Annotated in this window: 11 protein-coding genes; 2 read left to right on the top strand and 9 right to left on the bottom strand. The window is 67.2% G+C overall.

The features are described from left to right. Positions 1-333 precede the first annotated feature (333 nt). From AC13GI_RS20660 to mdoH, 4 genes are read right to left on the bottom strand one after another with little or no spacing between them, the layout of a single operon-like run. On the bottom strand, positions 334-1,062 hold the full coding sequence (locus AC13GI_RS20660) for a LytR/AlgR family response regulator transcription factor (protein WP_025879008.1): 729 nt from the start codon (positions 1,060-1,062) through the stop codon (positions 334-336). A gap of 10 nt (positions 1,063-1,072) precedes the next feature. Beyond that, positions 1,073-2,089: a sensor histidine kinase gene (locus AC13GI_RS20655; protein ID WP_482997230.1), complete on the bottom strand. Its 1,017-nt coding sequence runs from the start codon at positions 2,087-2,089 to the stop codon at positions 1,073-1,075. Between the two features lie 30 nt (positions 2,090-2,119). After that, positions 2,120-2,779, bottom strand: a complete 660-nt coding sequence (locus tag AC13GI_RS20650) for an alpha/beta hydrolase (RefSeq protein WP_482997229.1) — start codon at positions 2,777-2,779, stop codon at positions 2,120-2,122. A gap of 50 nt (positions 2,780-2,829) precedes the next feature. Then, positions 2,830-4,755, bottom strand: a complete 1,926-nt coding sequence (mdoH, locus tag AC13GI_RS20645) for a glucans biosynthesis glucosyltransferase MdoH (RefSeq protein WP_482997228.1) — start codon at positions 4,753-4,755, stop codon at positions 2,830-2,832. Between the two features lie 494 nt (positions 4,756-5,249). On the opposite strand from mdoH, the gene AC13GI_RS20640 reads away from it, so the two are divergent. Next, positions 5,250-7,286, top strand: coding sequence for a TonB-dependent receptor domain-containing protein (locus tag AC13GI_RS20640; RefSeq protein WP_205405533.1), 2,037 nt, complete (start codon positions 5,250-5,252; stop codon positions 7,284-7,286). A gap of 57 nt (positions 7,287-7,343) precedes the next feature. Here AC13GI_RS20640 and AC13GI_RS20635 read toward each other — a convergent pair whose 3' ends face one another. Further along, positions 7,344-7,514: a hypothetical protein gene (locus tag AC13GI_RS20635; protein ID WP_482997227.1), complete on the bottom strand. Its 171-nt coding sequence runs from the start codon at positions 7,512-7,514 to the stop codon at positions 7,344-7,346. A 218-nt stretch (positions 7,515-7,732) separates the two neighbouring features. Here AC13GI_RS20635 and AC13GI_RS20630 point away from each other — a divergent pair, with 218 nt between their 5' ends. Beyond that, positions 7,733-8,119 carry a DUF2628 domain-containing protein gene (locus AC13GI_RS20630; RefSeq protein ID WP_482997226.1) on the top strand — a complete coding sequence of 129 codons (387 nt, stop codon included), beginning with the start codon at positions 7,733-7,735 and terminating at the stop codon, positions 8,117-8,119. A 72-nt stretch (positions 8,120-8,191) separates the two neighbouring features. Here the strand turns inward: AC13GI_RS20630 and AC13GI_RS20625 are convergent, their stop codons facing one another. The 4 genes from AC13GI_RS20625 to AC13GI_RS20610 form a co-directional block, all read right to left on the bottom strand. Next, complete coding sequence (locus AC13GI_RS20625) at positions 8,192-10,726, bottom strand: methyl-accepting chemotaxis protein (RefSeq protein WP_482997225.1); 2,535 nt, start codon at positions 10,724-10,726, stop codon at positions 8,192-8,194. A 235-nt stretch (positions 10,727-10,961) separates the two neighbouring features. Then, positions 10,962-11,855, bottom strand: a complete 894-nt coding sequence (locus AC13GI_RS20620) for an NAD-dependent epimerase/dehydratase family protein (RefSeq protein WP_482997224.1) — start codon at positions 11,853-11,855, stop codon at positions 10,962-10,964. Positions 11,856-11,997: 142 nt separating this feature from the next. Beyond that, positions 11,998-12,771, bottom strand: coding sequence for a LytR/AlgR family response regulator transcription factor (locus tag AC13GI_RS20615; protein ID WP_099820560.1), 774 nt, complete (start codon positions 12,769-12,771; stop codon positions 11,998-12,000). Further along, positions 12,768-13,889 (bottom strand): sensor histidine kinase, encoded by a 1,122-nt coding sequence (locus tag AC13GI_RS20610; RefSeq protein ID WP_482997223.1) that lies wholly within the window; start codon positions 13,887-13,889, stop codon positions 12,768-12,770. The genes AC13GI_RS20615 and AC13GI_RS20610 overlap by 4 nt, the downstream gene beginning before the upstream one ends. Positions 13,890-14,004: the final 115 nt, after the last annotated feature.

Genomic DNA, 14,004 nt, shown 5'->3' with positions numbered 1-14,004 from the left:
AAAAAATAAAAATGCACACCCCGAAGAAACAGCCGGCGGCTTCCGGGGTCAGATCCCTTTTCCGCAGGAAAAGGGATCTGACCCCTCTTTCCCGCCCGATAACAACAATGCCTTTGCCGTCCGTCACCTGGAAATTCGCGAGGGTGAGGCGGGATGGGCGGGCGGGACCGTTGGCGCCATGGATGGCGCCATCGAGCCCCCATGGATGGGTTTACGGCGTGTCCCGCCTGCCCATCCCGCCTCACCCAACACGCAACAACACAGAGCCGACAACCCGCTGTTGCTGTTGCTGTTGCTGTCGAAGCAGTCGCGGCTGCAGGCCGCGCGGAAAACCTACAGATGCCGCAATTCCTGCTTCAGCGTCGCCACGCAGCGCCGACTCACTTCCAGCGGCTGCTTGCCATGCCGCAGCACCGCCTGCACCTGGCCACCGCTGCCACGCCGCAGTTCCACCAGCTCATGGCGCGCCACCAGGCAGTTGCGGTGGATGCGCACGAAGCGGCTTGCGAACTCTTCCTCCAGCGACTTCAACGATTCCTCGATCAGATCCTCGCCACGGGCGTGATGCACCACCACGTACTTTTCTTCGGCCTGCAGATAGTGGATGTCGTCCAGCGGAATCAATCGCAGGCTGCCACGCAGGCGGGCACACAGCATGCTGCGGGCCTGGCCGCCGGTGTGCTGGGGTTGGCCGTCGCGGCCGGCCAGGAAAGTGCGGGCGCGTGCGATCGCCGCCGCCAGCCGCTCGGCGCGCACCGGCTTCATCAGGTAATCAATGGCCGCCGCCTCGAACGCCGACAGCGCGTGCGCATCGTAGGCGGTGCAGAACACCACCGCCGGCCTCGGCTCGAAACTGGCCAGATGGCGGGCCGCTTCCAGCCCGTCCAGGCCGGGCATGGCGATATCCAGCAGGACCAGGTCCGGCTGCAGTTCGGCGCACGCGTGCAGGGCCTGCTCGCCGTTGCCGGCCTCGGCCACCACGTCCACCCCTTCCTGCGCGGCCAGCAGGCTGCGCAGGCGCTCGCGCGCCAGCGGTTCGTCATCGGCGATGACTACCCTCACGATCGTCCCCTCACTGGATCGGCACTGTCACCTGGCAGGCATAGTAGCCCTCGCTCCAGCCAGCCGTCATCCGCGCGGCGCGGCCGAAGCGCCAGGTCAGGCGGTGGCCGATGCTGTGCTGGGCATGGCCCGCCCCCTGCGCCAGGGCCAGCCCGGGCACCTGCGGATCGGGCGCGGGATTGCGTACGCGGATCTGCAGTTCGCTGCCCACACAGGCCAGATGCAGCTCGATGGTGCCGCCTTCGGGCAGGCGCGAGATGCCATGCAGCACCGCGTTTTCCACCAGCGGCTGCAGCACCAGCCGCGGCATCGGCAGATCCCAGGGCAGGGGTTCGTCGCGCTGCCAGTGCACCCGCAAGCGATCGCCCAGACGCAGCGATTCGATCGACAGATAGCGCTCGGCCAGCTCGCACTCATCGCGGAGGGTCGAATCGCCCTCGCCCGCCCCCAGCGCGGCGCGGAACAGATCGGACAGGTCGAGCACGGCACGCTCGGCCACCGCCGGGTCGCGATGCAGCAGGCTGGCGATCAGGTTCATGCTGTTGAACAGGAAATGCGGGCGGATACGCGCCTGCAGGGCGTCGGCCTGCGCGCGGGCATTGGCCTGCACCTGCGCCGCCCAGCGGTCGCTGACATAGAAGTAGCGCAGCGCCAATGCGGTGATCAGTGCCGTGGTGGCCGCGCTGCCCAGGGTGAAGCGCCAGAAGCCGATGCCGCGCGCGAAGTTGTCGCCCAGCACGGCATACAGGGCATGGATGATGCCCGCGCACAGGATGGCGATCAGCGCGGCCAGGCCGACGGCGGCGACGGCACCCAGCAGTTCCGGCAGCTTCGACAGCGCCTGCCGCAGCATGCACAGGCTGGCGGTGACCGCCAGCGCCAGCCACAGTGCGAAGCCGCTGGCCGAGGCCAGTTCACCAACAGTCCAGTGCCGGCTGCCATCGGGCGCCAATGCCAGCACCACCACCACCAGTTCGGCCAGGCCAAGCATCGCTGCCAACCGCGGCAGGCGGCACAGTTCCGGCATCCAAGGGGTGGCAGCGCTCGCGGCCATGGCTCAGGCGACGCCCAGGCGTGCCTGCAGCCAGTCGCCCAACGCGTCGATTTCCTCGGCGCACACCTGGTGGGCCATCGGGTAGCTGTGCCACTGCACGTCCAGCCCAAGCGTGCGCAGCGTCTCGGCGCTGTGCGCGGCCACCGCCTGCGGGATCACCGGATCGCTGCTGCCGTGGGCCATGAACACCGGCACGTCCACTGCGCCATCGACGCGCGACGCGCTTTCGGCATCCGGCAGATAGGTCGACAGTGCGATCAGGCCGGCCAACGGCGCAGTGCGCACCAGCGCGGCACTGAGGATCACCGCGCCGCCCTGCGAGAAGCCGGCCAGGAAGATGTGATCGGCGGCGACGCCGCGTTCGATCTCGCGGGCGATCAGCGCATCCAGCTGCGTCACCGACTCCTGCACGCCGGTCATGTCGGCGCGCGAACGGAAGTCCATGCCGACAATGTCGTACCAGCCGCGCATCGGCACGCCGTTGTTGATCGTGATCGGCCGCACCGGTGCGTGCGGGAACACGAAGCGCAGTGCCGGCCAGTGCGGGCGCACCAGTTCGGGCACGATCGGCGCGAAATCATGGCCGTCGGCACCGAGGCCGTGCAGCCAGATCACCGACCACTGCGGCGAGGCGCCGGTTTCCTGTTCCACCGTTTGCAGCATGTTGCGGCTCCTGTACGTTCGAGCCGCATTATGCCGCTGGCACGGTGCGATCAGTACAGCGGCGGTTGCTCGGCCGCTTCCCGGCGCAGCTGTGCGGCGCGCACCAGCACCGGCGGCGGGATGTTCTCTTCAGGGATGTCGAGCAGGCCGAGACGATGCAGGAAGGCACCCGGCCCGCGCAGCGAGGTCAGTGCCACCACCGGCACCGCCAGCACCATGCCGATCACCACCGGCGCCATCCAGGCCGCCAGCGACGGCGACACCGCCCACGCCAGCACGCCCATGAAGGCGCCAAACACGCCCAGGCCACCGTAGCCGCGCACCAGCGAAATCCACGAGATGCCACCGTCATCGCGCTGCTGGGCATCCCAGCCCGAGTCGCGGCCGGACAGGACTTCGGCCACGCCGCGCGACTGCACGTACATCACCACCGGCGCCATCAGCGCGGCCAGCACGGTTTCCACCAGCATCGACAGGAACGCCCGGATCGCGCCACCGCAGCCACGGCGTTCGACCGGGTCGAGCAGCATCGCCAGGTACCCCAGCACCTTGGGCATCAGCAGCACCGCCATGGTGGCGGCGAACAGGCGCACCACCTGTTCCTCATCCTGCGCGCGCCAGTACACGCTGGGCGACAGATGCAACAATGCATTGAAATCGATGCCATCCTGGAACAGCGGGATGGCGATGCCGATCAGCATCAGCATCGCCCACATCGGGGCGGTGAAGTAATGGCCGATGCCGATCAGCATGTGCACGCGGCTGATCCAGTGCAGGCCACGGCTGCCCACCACCTTGCCGTGCTGCAGGTTGCCCTGGCACCAGCGGCGATCGCGCACCAGCAGGTCGGTCAGCGTCGGCGGGCCTTCCTCGTAGCTGCCGCCCAGGTAGGGCACCATGTGCGCGGCCCAGCCACCACGGCGCATCAGCGCGGCTTCCACGAAATCGTGGCTGAGCACGTGGCCGCCGAACGGCTTGCGCCCCGGCAGCTCCGGCAGGCCGGCGTGGTCGGCGAAGGCCCGGGTGCGGATGATCGCGTTGTGGCCCCAGTAATTGCTTTCGGCACCGTGCCACCAGGCCACGCCACGGGCGATCACCGGGCCGTACACGCGCCCGCCGAACTGCTGCATGCGCGAGAACAGGGTGCGGCCGCCGATGACCGATGGCAGGGTCTGGATCAGGCCGACGTCGGCGTTGTGCTCCATGCCGGCCACCAGGCGCACGATGCTGTCACCGGTCATCAGGCTGTCGGCATCCAGGATCAGCATCTGCGGGTAGGCACCGCCGAAGCGGCGTACCCAGTCGGCGATGTTGCCGGCCTTGCGCGCGCTGTTGTCACCACGGCGACGATAGAACAGCCGCGCCTGGCCATCGGGCACCAGCTCGCGCAGCTCGGCGAACACCTGCTCTTCGGCACGCGCGATGTCCTCGCGGCGGGTATCACTCAGCACGAAGAAATCGAAACGCTGCAGCTGGCCGGTGGCCGCCACCGATTCGTAGATCGCGCGCAGGCCGGCCAGCAACCGGCGCGGGTCTTCGTTGTAGGTGGGCATCAGCAGCGCGGTGCGGCTGTGCACGGTCGGCAGCGGCTTGTCCGGATCGATGCCCAGGCGGTAGCCGCGGTCGAACACGGCCGTCAGGAAGCCGGCCACGGCACTGGCGAAGGACAGCGCGATCCACGCGAACAGGCCGACGAACAGCACCAGCAGGCAGGCCTCCAGCACGCTGATGCCATTGCCGGACAGCACCCGCCACATCATCCGGGTAGCCACGGCGGTCATCGCTCCAGTGCCGCCGAGGATGTACAGGCGACGCAGCCCGATCATGCGCGGCGAGGTGCGATGGCGCCGGACTTTCAGCGCGCCTTCGCGCAGCGTCTGTTCGGGCATCACCAGTGGCGCTTCGGCGGGCAGCAGGGCCCAGCCCGCGTCGGGACCGGCCGTGACCGGTTCCGCGTCGATGGTTTCACTCCCCATGGCCGCCTACTCCCTGCAGGCCGCAGGACCGGCCGTCCCGGCCGGGCTGCATGCACCAAGGTTCCTGGCACGCATTCCCGGCGTCCGCACTTGTCCTGTCTGCCACGGCGTCACGCCGCGCAGTCGATGTCTGTCACTACCGGAACCCACACGATCTCCAACGGGGCGGAATCGAAAAATGCGGCTCAGTCTATGGCCCCGAATGTAAGCCGGGTGCGAAGGTCTACGCCGGGAAATCTCCCCATTCAGCAATCAGCAGGCGAACCGCGGCACGCAGCCCGGGAATGTCGATTCATCCCGGGAAGTACTGGATCGTAACAAACGAGAACGGTTATCATTCCGTTAACCAGGCAGGTCACCGCGCTCCGCGCACCGGACCCACCCAGCTGCGCCGGACCTACCGCGCGCCCGACGACCCAGGGAAGGGGTGGCTGCCTGCTGTCTGCGTGCGCCTGCTGCTTCCACCGGGTCTTTCCTCTCCCTTGGAAGCCGTCATGTCCCCTCTCCGTTCCGCGCGCCTGTCGCGCACCCGACTGGCCAGCGCCCTGGCCACCGCCTGCCTGCTGACCCTGCCTGCCCTCGCCGCCGCTGAAGCCAGCGCCGACGCCTCGACCAAGGACCTGGATACCGTGGTGGTCACCGCTTCGGGCAACCAGCAGTGGATCAAGGATGCCCCGGCCAGCATCAGCGTGATCAGCCGCGAAGACATCGAGCGCCAGCCGGTGCACGACCTGGCCACCCTGCTCAGCCGCATTCCGGGCGTGACCGGTGGGCTCAGCGCCGCCGGTGAGCAGTCCAAGATCAAGCTGCGCGGGATGCCGTCCAACTACACGCTGGTGCTGGTGGACGGCAAGCGCATGGGCAGCTCGGCCTCGACCAACTACCGCCCCGACCTGGGCCGCCAGGACCTGAACTGGATTTCGCCCGACCAGATCGAGCGCATCGAAGTGGTGCGCGGTCCGATGTCCTCGCTGTATGGCTCGGACGCGATGGGCGGGGTGATCAACATCATCACCAAGCGCATCGGCGACAGCTGGAACGGCAGCGCCACCCACAGCTACACCCGGCCGCAGGATGGCGACCGTGGCGACACCCAGCAGATCGGCGCGACCTTCTCCGGCCCGCTGGGCGAGCGCTTCGGCCTGCGCATCGGTGCCAACAGCATGCGCCGCGATTCGGACCGCTCCAACGGCGGCGTGTATGGCAACGCCTACGCCGGCGAGAAGGACCGCAATGTCGACGCGCTGCTGCAGTGGAAGCTGAGCGAGGCACAGGAAGTGTCGCTGGAAGCGGGCCACGGCGTGCAGCAGGCCTTCATCGCCCAGGCGCTGGAAAAGCAGGATGAGGGCGCATGGGGCGCCAGTGAGCTCAAGCGCAGTTCGCTGGCGTTGAACCACGACGGCAAGTGGGATTTCGGTACCTCCAAGCTCAGCGCGTACTGGACCGAGTATAAGAACGATATCGGCGCTACCGGTCGCTCCGAGGCAACCGATACGATCATCGAAGGCAGCCTGAGCACGCCCTTCACCCTGGGCGTGGACCACCAGTTCGCGGTGGGCGGCCAATGGAAGCGCCAGGAGCTGACCAACACCGACACCATCGGCCAGGCACCGATCGACTACGCCGGCAAACCGGTGGTCGGTTCCACCCTGGAAGTGGATACCTGGGCGCTGTTCGTCGAAGACGAGCTGAAGCTGCACCGCACCCTGGCCCTGACCCTGGGCGCGCGCCTGGACCACCATGAGCAGTTCGGCAGCCATGTCAGTCCGCGCGCCTACCTGGTCTGGCACCCGAGCGAGCAGTGGACGATCCGTGGCGGCGTCTCCAAGGGCTTCCGCGCGCCGAGCCTGACCGAGAATTCGCCCAGCGCGGCGACCCAGTCCGGCGGCCGCGGCTGCACCTCGCTGTACCCGCTGGGCTACGTGCGTGGCGGCTGCTACATGGCCGGCAACCCCGACCTGGACCCGGAAACCAGCACCAACCGCGAGATCGGCGTCAGCTTCGACAACGATCTGGTCGACGCCGGCCTGACCTACTTCCATACCGATTTCAGGAACAAGATCGAATACGAAGCGCTGGGCTTCTTCAACGGTTACTGGTGGACGCGCATGAGCAACGTGCAGCGCGCGCGCACCAGCGGCATGGAAGGCAACCTCAACTTCCGCTTCGGCGATCACTGGCGCTGGCGCACCTCGGCGACCTGGATGAAGGAAGCCAAGAACCTGACCACCGGCCGCAACCTGATCGACACCCCGGAGTTCTCAGGCTATTCGTCGCTGGACTGGACGCCGAACACGGTGTTCTCCAGCAGCCTGTCGGCGCAGTACACCGGCAAGCAGACCGGCGTGGTCAATACCTTCCTGAAGGCCTACACGCTGTATGACCTGACCGCTGCCTGGAACGTCAACGAGGTGCTGACCCTGCGCGGCGGCGTCAGCAACCTGGCCGACAAGAAGCTGTACGCCGACGGCGCCACCGACTACTTCGTGGCGGGCCGCAGCTACTTCCTCAGCATGACCGCGCGCTTCTGATGCGCACTGTGATCGCGCTGGCAACAGGCCAGCGCGATCGCGGCTGGTTTCCCAGGCTCAGTCGTTTTCCAGCACCGCCGGCGCCCCATCGCGGCTGGCCGCGATGCGTGCACGGTCCATCGCCACCGCCAGTTGCTGGCGGGCGAGCAGTTGTTGTGCCTGCACCACTTCGGGTGTCGGCAGGAGCACCGGTCCGGGTGCGTTTTCCGGTGTAGCGGGTGTGGTCATGCAACCTCCATGGACATACCGCTGCTACCCATGAAGTGCCGGGGCGGCGGCGGAACTGCGCACCCTATCCTAAAAACAAGGCGGATGGGTGACGGTGCGGCACCGGGACGCAAGCCCTTCGCCGTAGGAACGTCACAATTTTGACGCTCCAAGCTGGTTTGCTGAATGTGACTCACTTATCATGAAAACGTTTTCCTAACAGGGAAGTCCCTACTCACATGAATACCATCGACCTCAGCCGCTTCAGCCCGAAGTGGCAGTTCCGCTTCAACTTCTTCCAGCAGCACGGCGCCCCCAAGGAGCCCGGCTTCAAGCAGGCGTGGAAGGCGCTGTCCTTCGGCGACCGCCTGAAGATCAACCTCAACTTCTTCGCCTTCTTCTTCGGCGCGATCTATCTGTTCATCCTGGGCATGTGGCGCAAGGCGCTGGTGGTGATCGGCATCAACATCGTGCTGATCGCGGTCAGCCTGGTGCTGCCGGACATCGTGGCCCGTGCACTGTTCATTGCGATGAACTTCCTGGTGGCGTCGAGCACCAACTACAGCTACTACCTGGAACAGGTGAAGGGCAACACCAGCTGGAACCCCTTCGAAGGCATGTTCTAAGCCGCAGCGCTCGACAGCGCAGCAGCACATCGACGCCCGGCCTCGGCCGGGCGTCGTCGTTCACGGCCCCGGTCAGGCAGCGCGCAACGTGGCCGTCGGGCGGTTGTCGGCCTGCAGGCGGAAGCGTGACACCGCCACCGCCAGCTGCTCGGCCTGTTCTTCCATCGCCCGCGCCGCCGCCGTGGCTTCTTCCACCAGCGCAGCATTCTGCTGGGTGGTCTCGTCCATCTGCACCACGGTCTGGTTGACCTGTTCGATACCCGCCGACTGTTCGCGCGAGGCGGCCGAGATCTCGGCCATGATCTCGTTGACGCGGCCGACCTGGCCGACGATCTCCTGCATCGTGCGGCCAGCGCCATGCACCAGCTGCGCACCGGCGCCGACATGGCCGACCGAGGCGTCGATCAGCTCCTTGATCTCCTTGGCTGCGCCTGCCGAGCGCTGTGCCAGCGCGCGCACCTCACTGGCGACCACCGCAAAGCCACGACCCTGTTCGCCCGCGCGCGCCGCTTCCACCGCTGCGTTCAAGGCCAGGATGTTGGTCTGGAAGGCGATGCCATCGATCACCGAGATGATCTCGGCGATGCGCTGCGAAGAAGTCTCGATCTGCTCCATGGTCTGCACCACCTGGCTGACCACCTGCCCGCCTTCGCTGGCAACGCCTGCGGCCGAGGCCGCCAGCTTGTTGGCCTGCAGGGCGTGATCAGCGTTCTGGCGCACGGTGGAGGTGAGCTCCTCCATGGACGCGGCGGTTTCTTCCAGGTTGGCCGCCTGCTGTTCGGTGCGGCGTGACAGGTCGCTGTTGCCCGACGCGATCTCGCCTGCGGCCAGGCGGATGCTGGAAGCGGACTGCTGGATCTGGCCGACGATCTGGGTCAACTGCTGCACGGTGCTGTTGGCATCATCGCGCATCACCGCGAACACCCCGTGGAAGTCACCCTCCATCCGCGTACTGAGGTCACCGGCGGCGATGGCGCGCAGCAGCGTCGACAGTGCGGCCAGGTTGTGGTCACTGACCTGCATCATGGTGTTCAGGGTTTCCACCATGCGGCGGAAATCATGCTCGAAGCGCTGCACATCGCCGCGCACCGCGAAATCGCCCGCTGCGGCGGCGGCGGCCAACTGCTGGATCTGCTCGTTGATCGCCGCCAGGTTGCTCTTGGTGGTTGCCATGGCAGCGGTGAATACCGCCTTTTCGCCCGGCAGTGCCTCCATGTCCACGCTCAGGTCGCCCACCGCGTAGCGCTGCATCACCTCCACCAGGCGCTGGGTGACCGCGTTGCTGTCGGCCACCAGCTGGTTGCTGTCGGCCACCATGCGGCCGTACTCGCCCGGGAACACCGAGGCATCCATGCGGTAGCTGATTTCACCGGCATCATGGCGACGCGCCATCTCCGCCTGTGCGGCCATCACCGCCTGCAGCTGGCCACGCATGCCCTGCATCGCGTCCAGCAGGCGGCCCACTTCGTCGTTGCCCAGCGCCGGCATGGCGGTATCCAGCTTGCCCGCGGCCACGTCACCGGCGATGCGCACCGCCTGCGCCAGCGGGCGCACGGCCAGCCGCTGCAGCAGCAGGTAGACACCACCGCTGAGCACCAGCGCGGCCACCACACCCACCAGCAGGATGATCCACAGCAGCTCACGGGCCTGCGCGATGATCACCGCGTGCGGCACCACCACGCCCAGCGCGAAACGCTGCGGCGCGTCACCCACCTGCAGCGGCACGTACAGGCGGACGTTGCCGGCAGCGTCGGGCTCGAACGCTTCGTACGTCTTGTCGGCGGCGATCTGCGCCAGCATGCCGAGGGTGGCGGCATCGGTGCGCGGCTTGCCGATCTCGGCAGCATCGGCCGAGGCCAGCACCACGCCCTTCGGCGACAGCAGCTCGACACGGCCGGCACCCATCGGCGTCAGCGTGGCCAGGTGCTTCTGCAGCGCGTCCAGCGAGAAGTCGACGGTGAAGACACCGAGGAAGGTACCGTTCTCGACGATCGGCGTGCTGAGCGTGCTCATCAGCACCTGCTTGCCGCCGATGTCGTAGGCATACGGTTCACTGACCAGCGGCAGCTTGTCGCGGCTGGGCACCATGTACCAGTTGCCCGAGCCGCTGGGCGTCTCGGTGTAGTCGGTCATCGTCGACTGCTGCGGCTTGCCGTCCTGCCAGGCCCAGTAGCTCATGTAGCGGCCGGTGGCGTCGTGCGCCTCGCTGTTGACGAACTCGGCGTCCTTGCCGTCGAAGGCATTGGCCTCCCACATGGTGCTCTTGCCCAGCCATTCCGGGTGCGCGTGCAGCTGCTCGCCGATCACATTGGCCAGGCTGGCACGATCGGGCGCATCACCGCGCGCACGCTGGGCCAGCACGGTTTCCACCATCGCATCGTTGCTGGCGAAGGCCGTGCCCAGGTCGGCAGCCACCTGGCGCGCCTCGGCACGGGCTTCGCTGGCCATGGTCTGCCGCGAGGACGACACCAGCGCCGAACTGGCCTGGTGATAGATCAGGAACGCGGTCGCGCCGAAGCACAGCAACGCGATCACCGCGGTGCCCAGCATCAGCTTGTGGGCGATGCTGCCGGGGCGACGGGCAGCGACGGAACGGGAAGGAGGCATGGAAGGATCCGCAGGCAGTTCAGGTCGACCGGTGCCACCAGGGCACCGCGCAGATGCGCGATCCATCGCGCGGGCCGCCTGCCCCGCCGGATCGGACTCCGGCGCGGGAAGGCGCGCACCGGGTTAGCGGCAATGGCCGGGCGAGGTTGAGGCCCACCGCGCGGACAAACCTGAACCTGCTCAGCTGCGGCCGTCGACGCAGGCCTGTGCTGCTCGCCTGTTCTGTCCGGCGACTCTATTCGGCGACGCGGTCGCGGATCCACTCCGCACGGGGCAGGACCTCGATGCTGCCCGCGGCGTACTGCTGCAGGACGTCCTCTGGACCGAACCGCGGCTGCCAGCCCAGTGCTGCACGCATCCGGCTGCTGTCGTAGACCCGGTCAATGCTGAGCGGCAGCGGCCAGCCACGGCGCTCGAACTCGGCCAGCAGCTGCGGTGCGCGGCGCGCCAGCACCTGGCGCGGATCGGCGGCCAGCTGCAGGCAGTCCTCGCGCCGGAAAGGCGTCGGCGCACAGGCGAGGTAACGCTGGAAGGGCGCGCCTTCATCGTGAAGCAGCGCGGCATGGGCGCTGGCCACGTCGCGCGCGTCGATACCGCGGTGCAGGCGGAACATCGCCATGCGGTCAGGCGGCTCGGGGAAGCAGCGTGCCATCCGCAGCACGCGCACGGTGAACGTTGCACTTGCCGCCGCTTCGGCAGCGGCCTCGGCCTGCAGTTTGGTGCGGTGGTAGATCGTGCGTGGCAGCGGCTCGGTGTCCTCGTCGATCCAACGGCAGCCGCCGGATACCACGGCATGGCCATACAACGCCGTGGTGCTGGTCAGCACGAAGCGCTGCACGCCGGCCTCGCGCGCCAGCAGCAGCAGGTTCGCGGTCGCCTCCACGTTGATCTGCTGGAACACCGTGTCAGGCACCAGGCCCACGTGCGGCGCGTGCAGCGCCGCGGTATGGATCACGGCGTCGACCCCCTGCACGGCGCGTTCCAGCGCCCGGCGATCGGTGACATCGGCAATCACGCGCGTGGTGGCGAAGGGACTGCGGTCCAGCCCCACCACCTCATTGGCACCCGCCAGCGCACCGAAGATCGCGCGCCCTATCCGCCCGGAACTTCCGGTCAACAGAATCTTCATTGAATCCATTCACTCGACAGCGCCCGGGACCTACCGGGATGCCTCGATTCTAGGCAAGCCCGATGGCATCGGCGATAGGAACCGATGACATTCTGCATGCCATCGCCGTCGGGTCGGCGGCGCTTGGCCCGGCAGCAGGCACTCACGCCTCCGAGCGCGCCGACACCAGCCGCAGGAAGGCGTCGTTCTGGTAGCGGCTCATGCGCAGCTGCTGGCCGTTCTCCAGGGTGAGTACGTGATGGCCATTGAACCAGGGGTGGATCGTCCTGACCCGCGCGATGTTGACGATGGCCGAGCGATGCACCCGGGCGAAATGCCTGGGATCCAGCCGTTCAGCCAGGCTGTTCATGGTTTCGCGAAGCTCGTGCACGCGATCGGCCAGATGCAGTTGCACCGTATTGCGATTGGCGCGGATCCAGAGGATGTCCTGCACCGCCAGCAGCAGCATCGCCTCGCCATCACGTACGGCAATACGCTGCAGATGATCCTCGCGCCTGCGCAGTACATCCAGCGCCTGCAGCAGGCGCGTGTTGTCGGCGGCATTGGCGGCCTGGGCCAGCCGGCACTTCGCGCGCAGCAAGGTGGCCGCGAAACGCTCGCGACTGAAGGGCTTGACGAGGTAATCCAGTGCATTGGCCTCGAATGCGCGTACCGCATACTGCTCGTAGGCGGTGACGAATACCGTGGCCGGCATCCGCGCGGCGCCGATGGTGGCCAGCACGTCCAGACCGGTGATGCCAGGCATCTGCACATCCAGGAACACCAGGTCCGGCGACTGCGCGCGGATGGCTGCCACGGCAGACACTCCGTCACCGCACTCGGCTACATGGTCGATGTCCGCATCACCGTGCAGCAGGCGCGTCACCGCGCGCCGGGCGATCGGCTCGTCGTCCACCACCAGCACGCTCAGGCTCATGCGGCACTACCGTGCACGACAAACTCGGGAGCGTCATCGGCATCGTCCAGCATCCGCAGTGGCAACCGCACCCTGCAGGCCACACCCTGCGGCCAGAGCAGGTCCAGGCGCACCTCGGCCGCATCGCCGTACAGCTCGCGCAGGCGCAGCCGCGTATTGGACAGGCCGATGCCATGACCACCGGGCGCCCCGGGCTGCTGCAGCGTGCTGTTCTGGTTGCGCACCTCGATGCACAGCATGTCACCGTCGCGGCGGCCCTCGATCTCGATGGTGTCCTCGCCGAGGTTGCGGCCGATGCCATGGCGCAGCGCGTTTTCCACCAGCGGCTGCAGGATCAGGCTTGGAACCGCGCCATCCAGCAGTTCCGGTGCAACATAGATGCGGCTGTGCAGGCGATCCTTGAAGCGCGTGCGCTGGATGCCGAGGTACAGCTCGATCAACTCCAGTTCCTGGCGCAGGCTGATTTCCTGGCCGTCGTAGTCTTCCAGAAAAGCGCGGAGCAGCTCGCTCAGACGCAGCAGCATGTCTTCGGCACTGGCCTTGTCTTCATCCAGCAGGGTGATGATGGCGTGCAGCGTATTGAACAGGAAATGCGGCTGCAGCTGCGACTTCAACGCCAGCAACCGCGACTGCGCCAGCTCGGTCGCCAGCCTGCTTGCCTCTATCTCGCGGCGCACCTTTTCCTGCTGGAAATGCAGCGCCTGCTGGATCGCGAAAAGTGCCCAGTAGGTCAGCAGGCCCAGCGCGAAATGCTGGGCAATGAAATACCACAGCTGCTCGCCAAAACTGCTGGGCTCGAACCAGGTGGACACCAGGGCACCCACCACCATCGCCAGCCCGGTCACCCCCGCGCTAGCCAGCAGCTGCACCCCCAGACCGGCCAGCCTTCGCTCCGGCCGCAGCGGATAGCGTTCGCCCAGGGTGAACACCAGCGGCGCCAGCGCCGCCCAGGTGAACCACTGGATCATCGACCAGCGCAGGTAGACCTCAAATGGAAACGACTGGCCCTGCAGGCTGTGGCTCAACACCTTCTGCAGGGTGAAAGCGAACGCAACCGCCAGCCACAGCAGCAGGTAACGCAGCACGTCGATCTGGGTATGGCCAAGGCGGATCTTCATCGCATGCGTCCCGGTGCCCGGAGCGGGCCAGCGCCATCTTAGGCACAGCGTGGCCGGCAATGAAGCGCGGCGAGGGCCGATTGCGATTGGTCCCGCTGTCGCGACGATTCGTCCC

It is taken from the genome of Stenotrophomonas sp. 82F1 (assembly GCF_056861525.1).
This window is presented reverse-complemented; position numbering and strand designations above follow the sequence as displayed.

Bases quoted from the DNA above. Each gene is read 5' to 3' on its own strand.
- AC13GI_RS20655 (WP_482997230.1), bottom strand. From the start codon at position 2,089: ATGCCGGAACTGTGCCGCCTGCCGCGGTTGGCAGCGATGCTTGGCCTG.
- AC13GI_RS20650 (WP_482997229.1), bottom strand. From the start codon at position 2,779: ATGCTGCAAACGGTGGAACAGGAAACCGGCGCCTCGCCGCAGTGGTCG.
- mdoH (WP_482997228.1), bottom strand. From the start codon at position 4,755: ATGGGGAGTGAAACCATCGACGCGGAACCGGTCACGGCCGGTCCCGAC.
- AC13GI_RS20640 (WP_205405533.1), top strand. From the start codon at position 5,250: ATGTCCCCTCTCCGTTCCGCGCGCCTGTCGCGCACCCGACTGGCCAGC.
- AC13GI_RS20635 (WP_482997227.1), bottom strand. From the start codon at position 7,514: ATGACCACACCCGCTACACCGGAAAACGCACCCGGACCGGTGCTCCTG.
- AC13GI_RS20630 (WP_482997226.1), top strand. From the start codon at position 7,733: ATGAATACCATCGACCTCAGCCGCTTCAGCCCGAAGTGGCAGTTCCGC.
- AC13GI_RS20625 (WP_482997225.1), bottom strand. From the start codon at position 10,726: ATGCCTCCTTCCCGTTCCGTCGCTGCCCGTCGCCCCGGCAGCATCGCC.
- AC13GI_RS20620 (WP_482997224.1), bottom strand. From the start codon at position 11,855: ATGAAGATTCTGTTGACCGGAAGTTCCGGGCGGATAGGGCGCGCGATC.
- AC13GI_RS20615 (WP_099820560.1), bottom strand. From the start codon at position 12,771: ATGAGCCTGAGCGTGCTGGTGGTGGACGACGAGCCGATCGCCCGGCGC.
- AC13GI_RS20610 (WP_482997223.1), bottom strand. From the start codon at position 13,889: ATGAAGATCCGCCTTGGCCATACCCAGATCGACGTGCTGCGTTACCTG.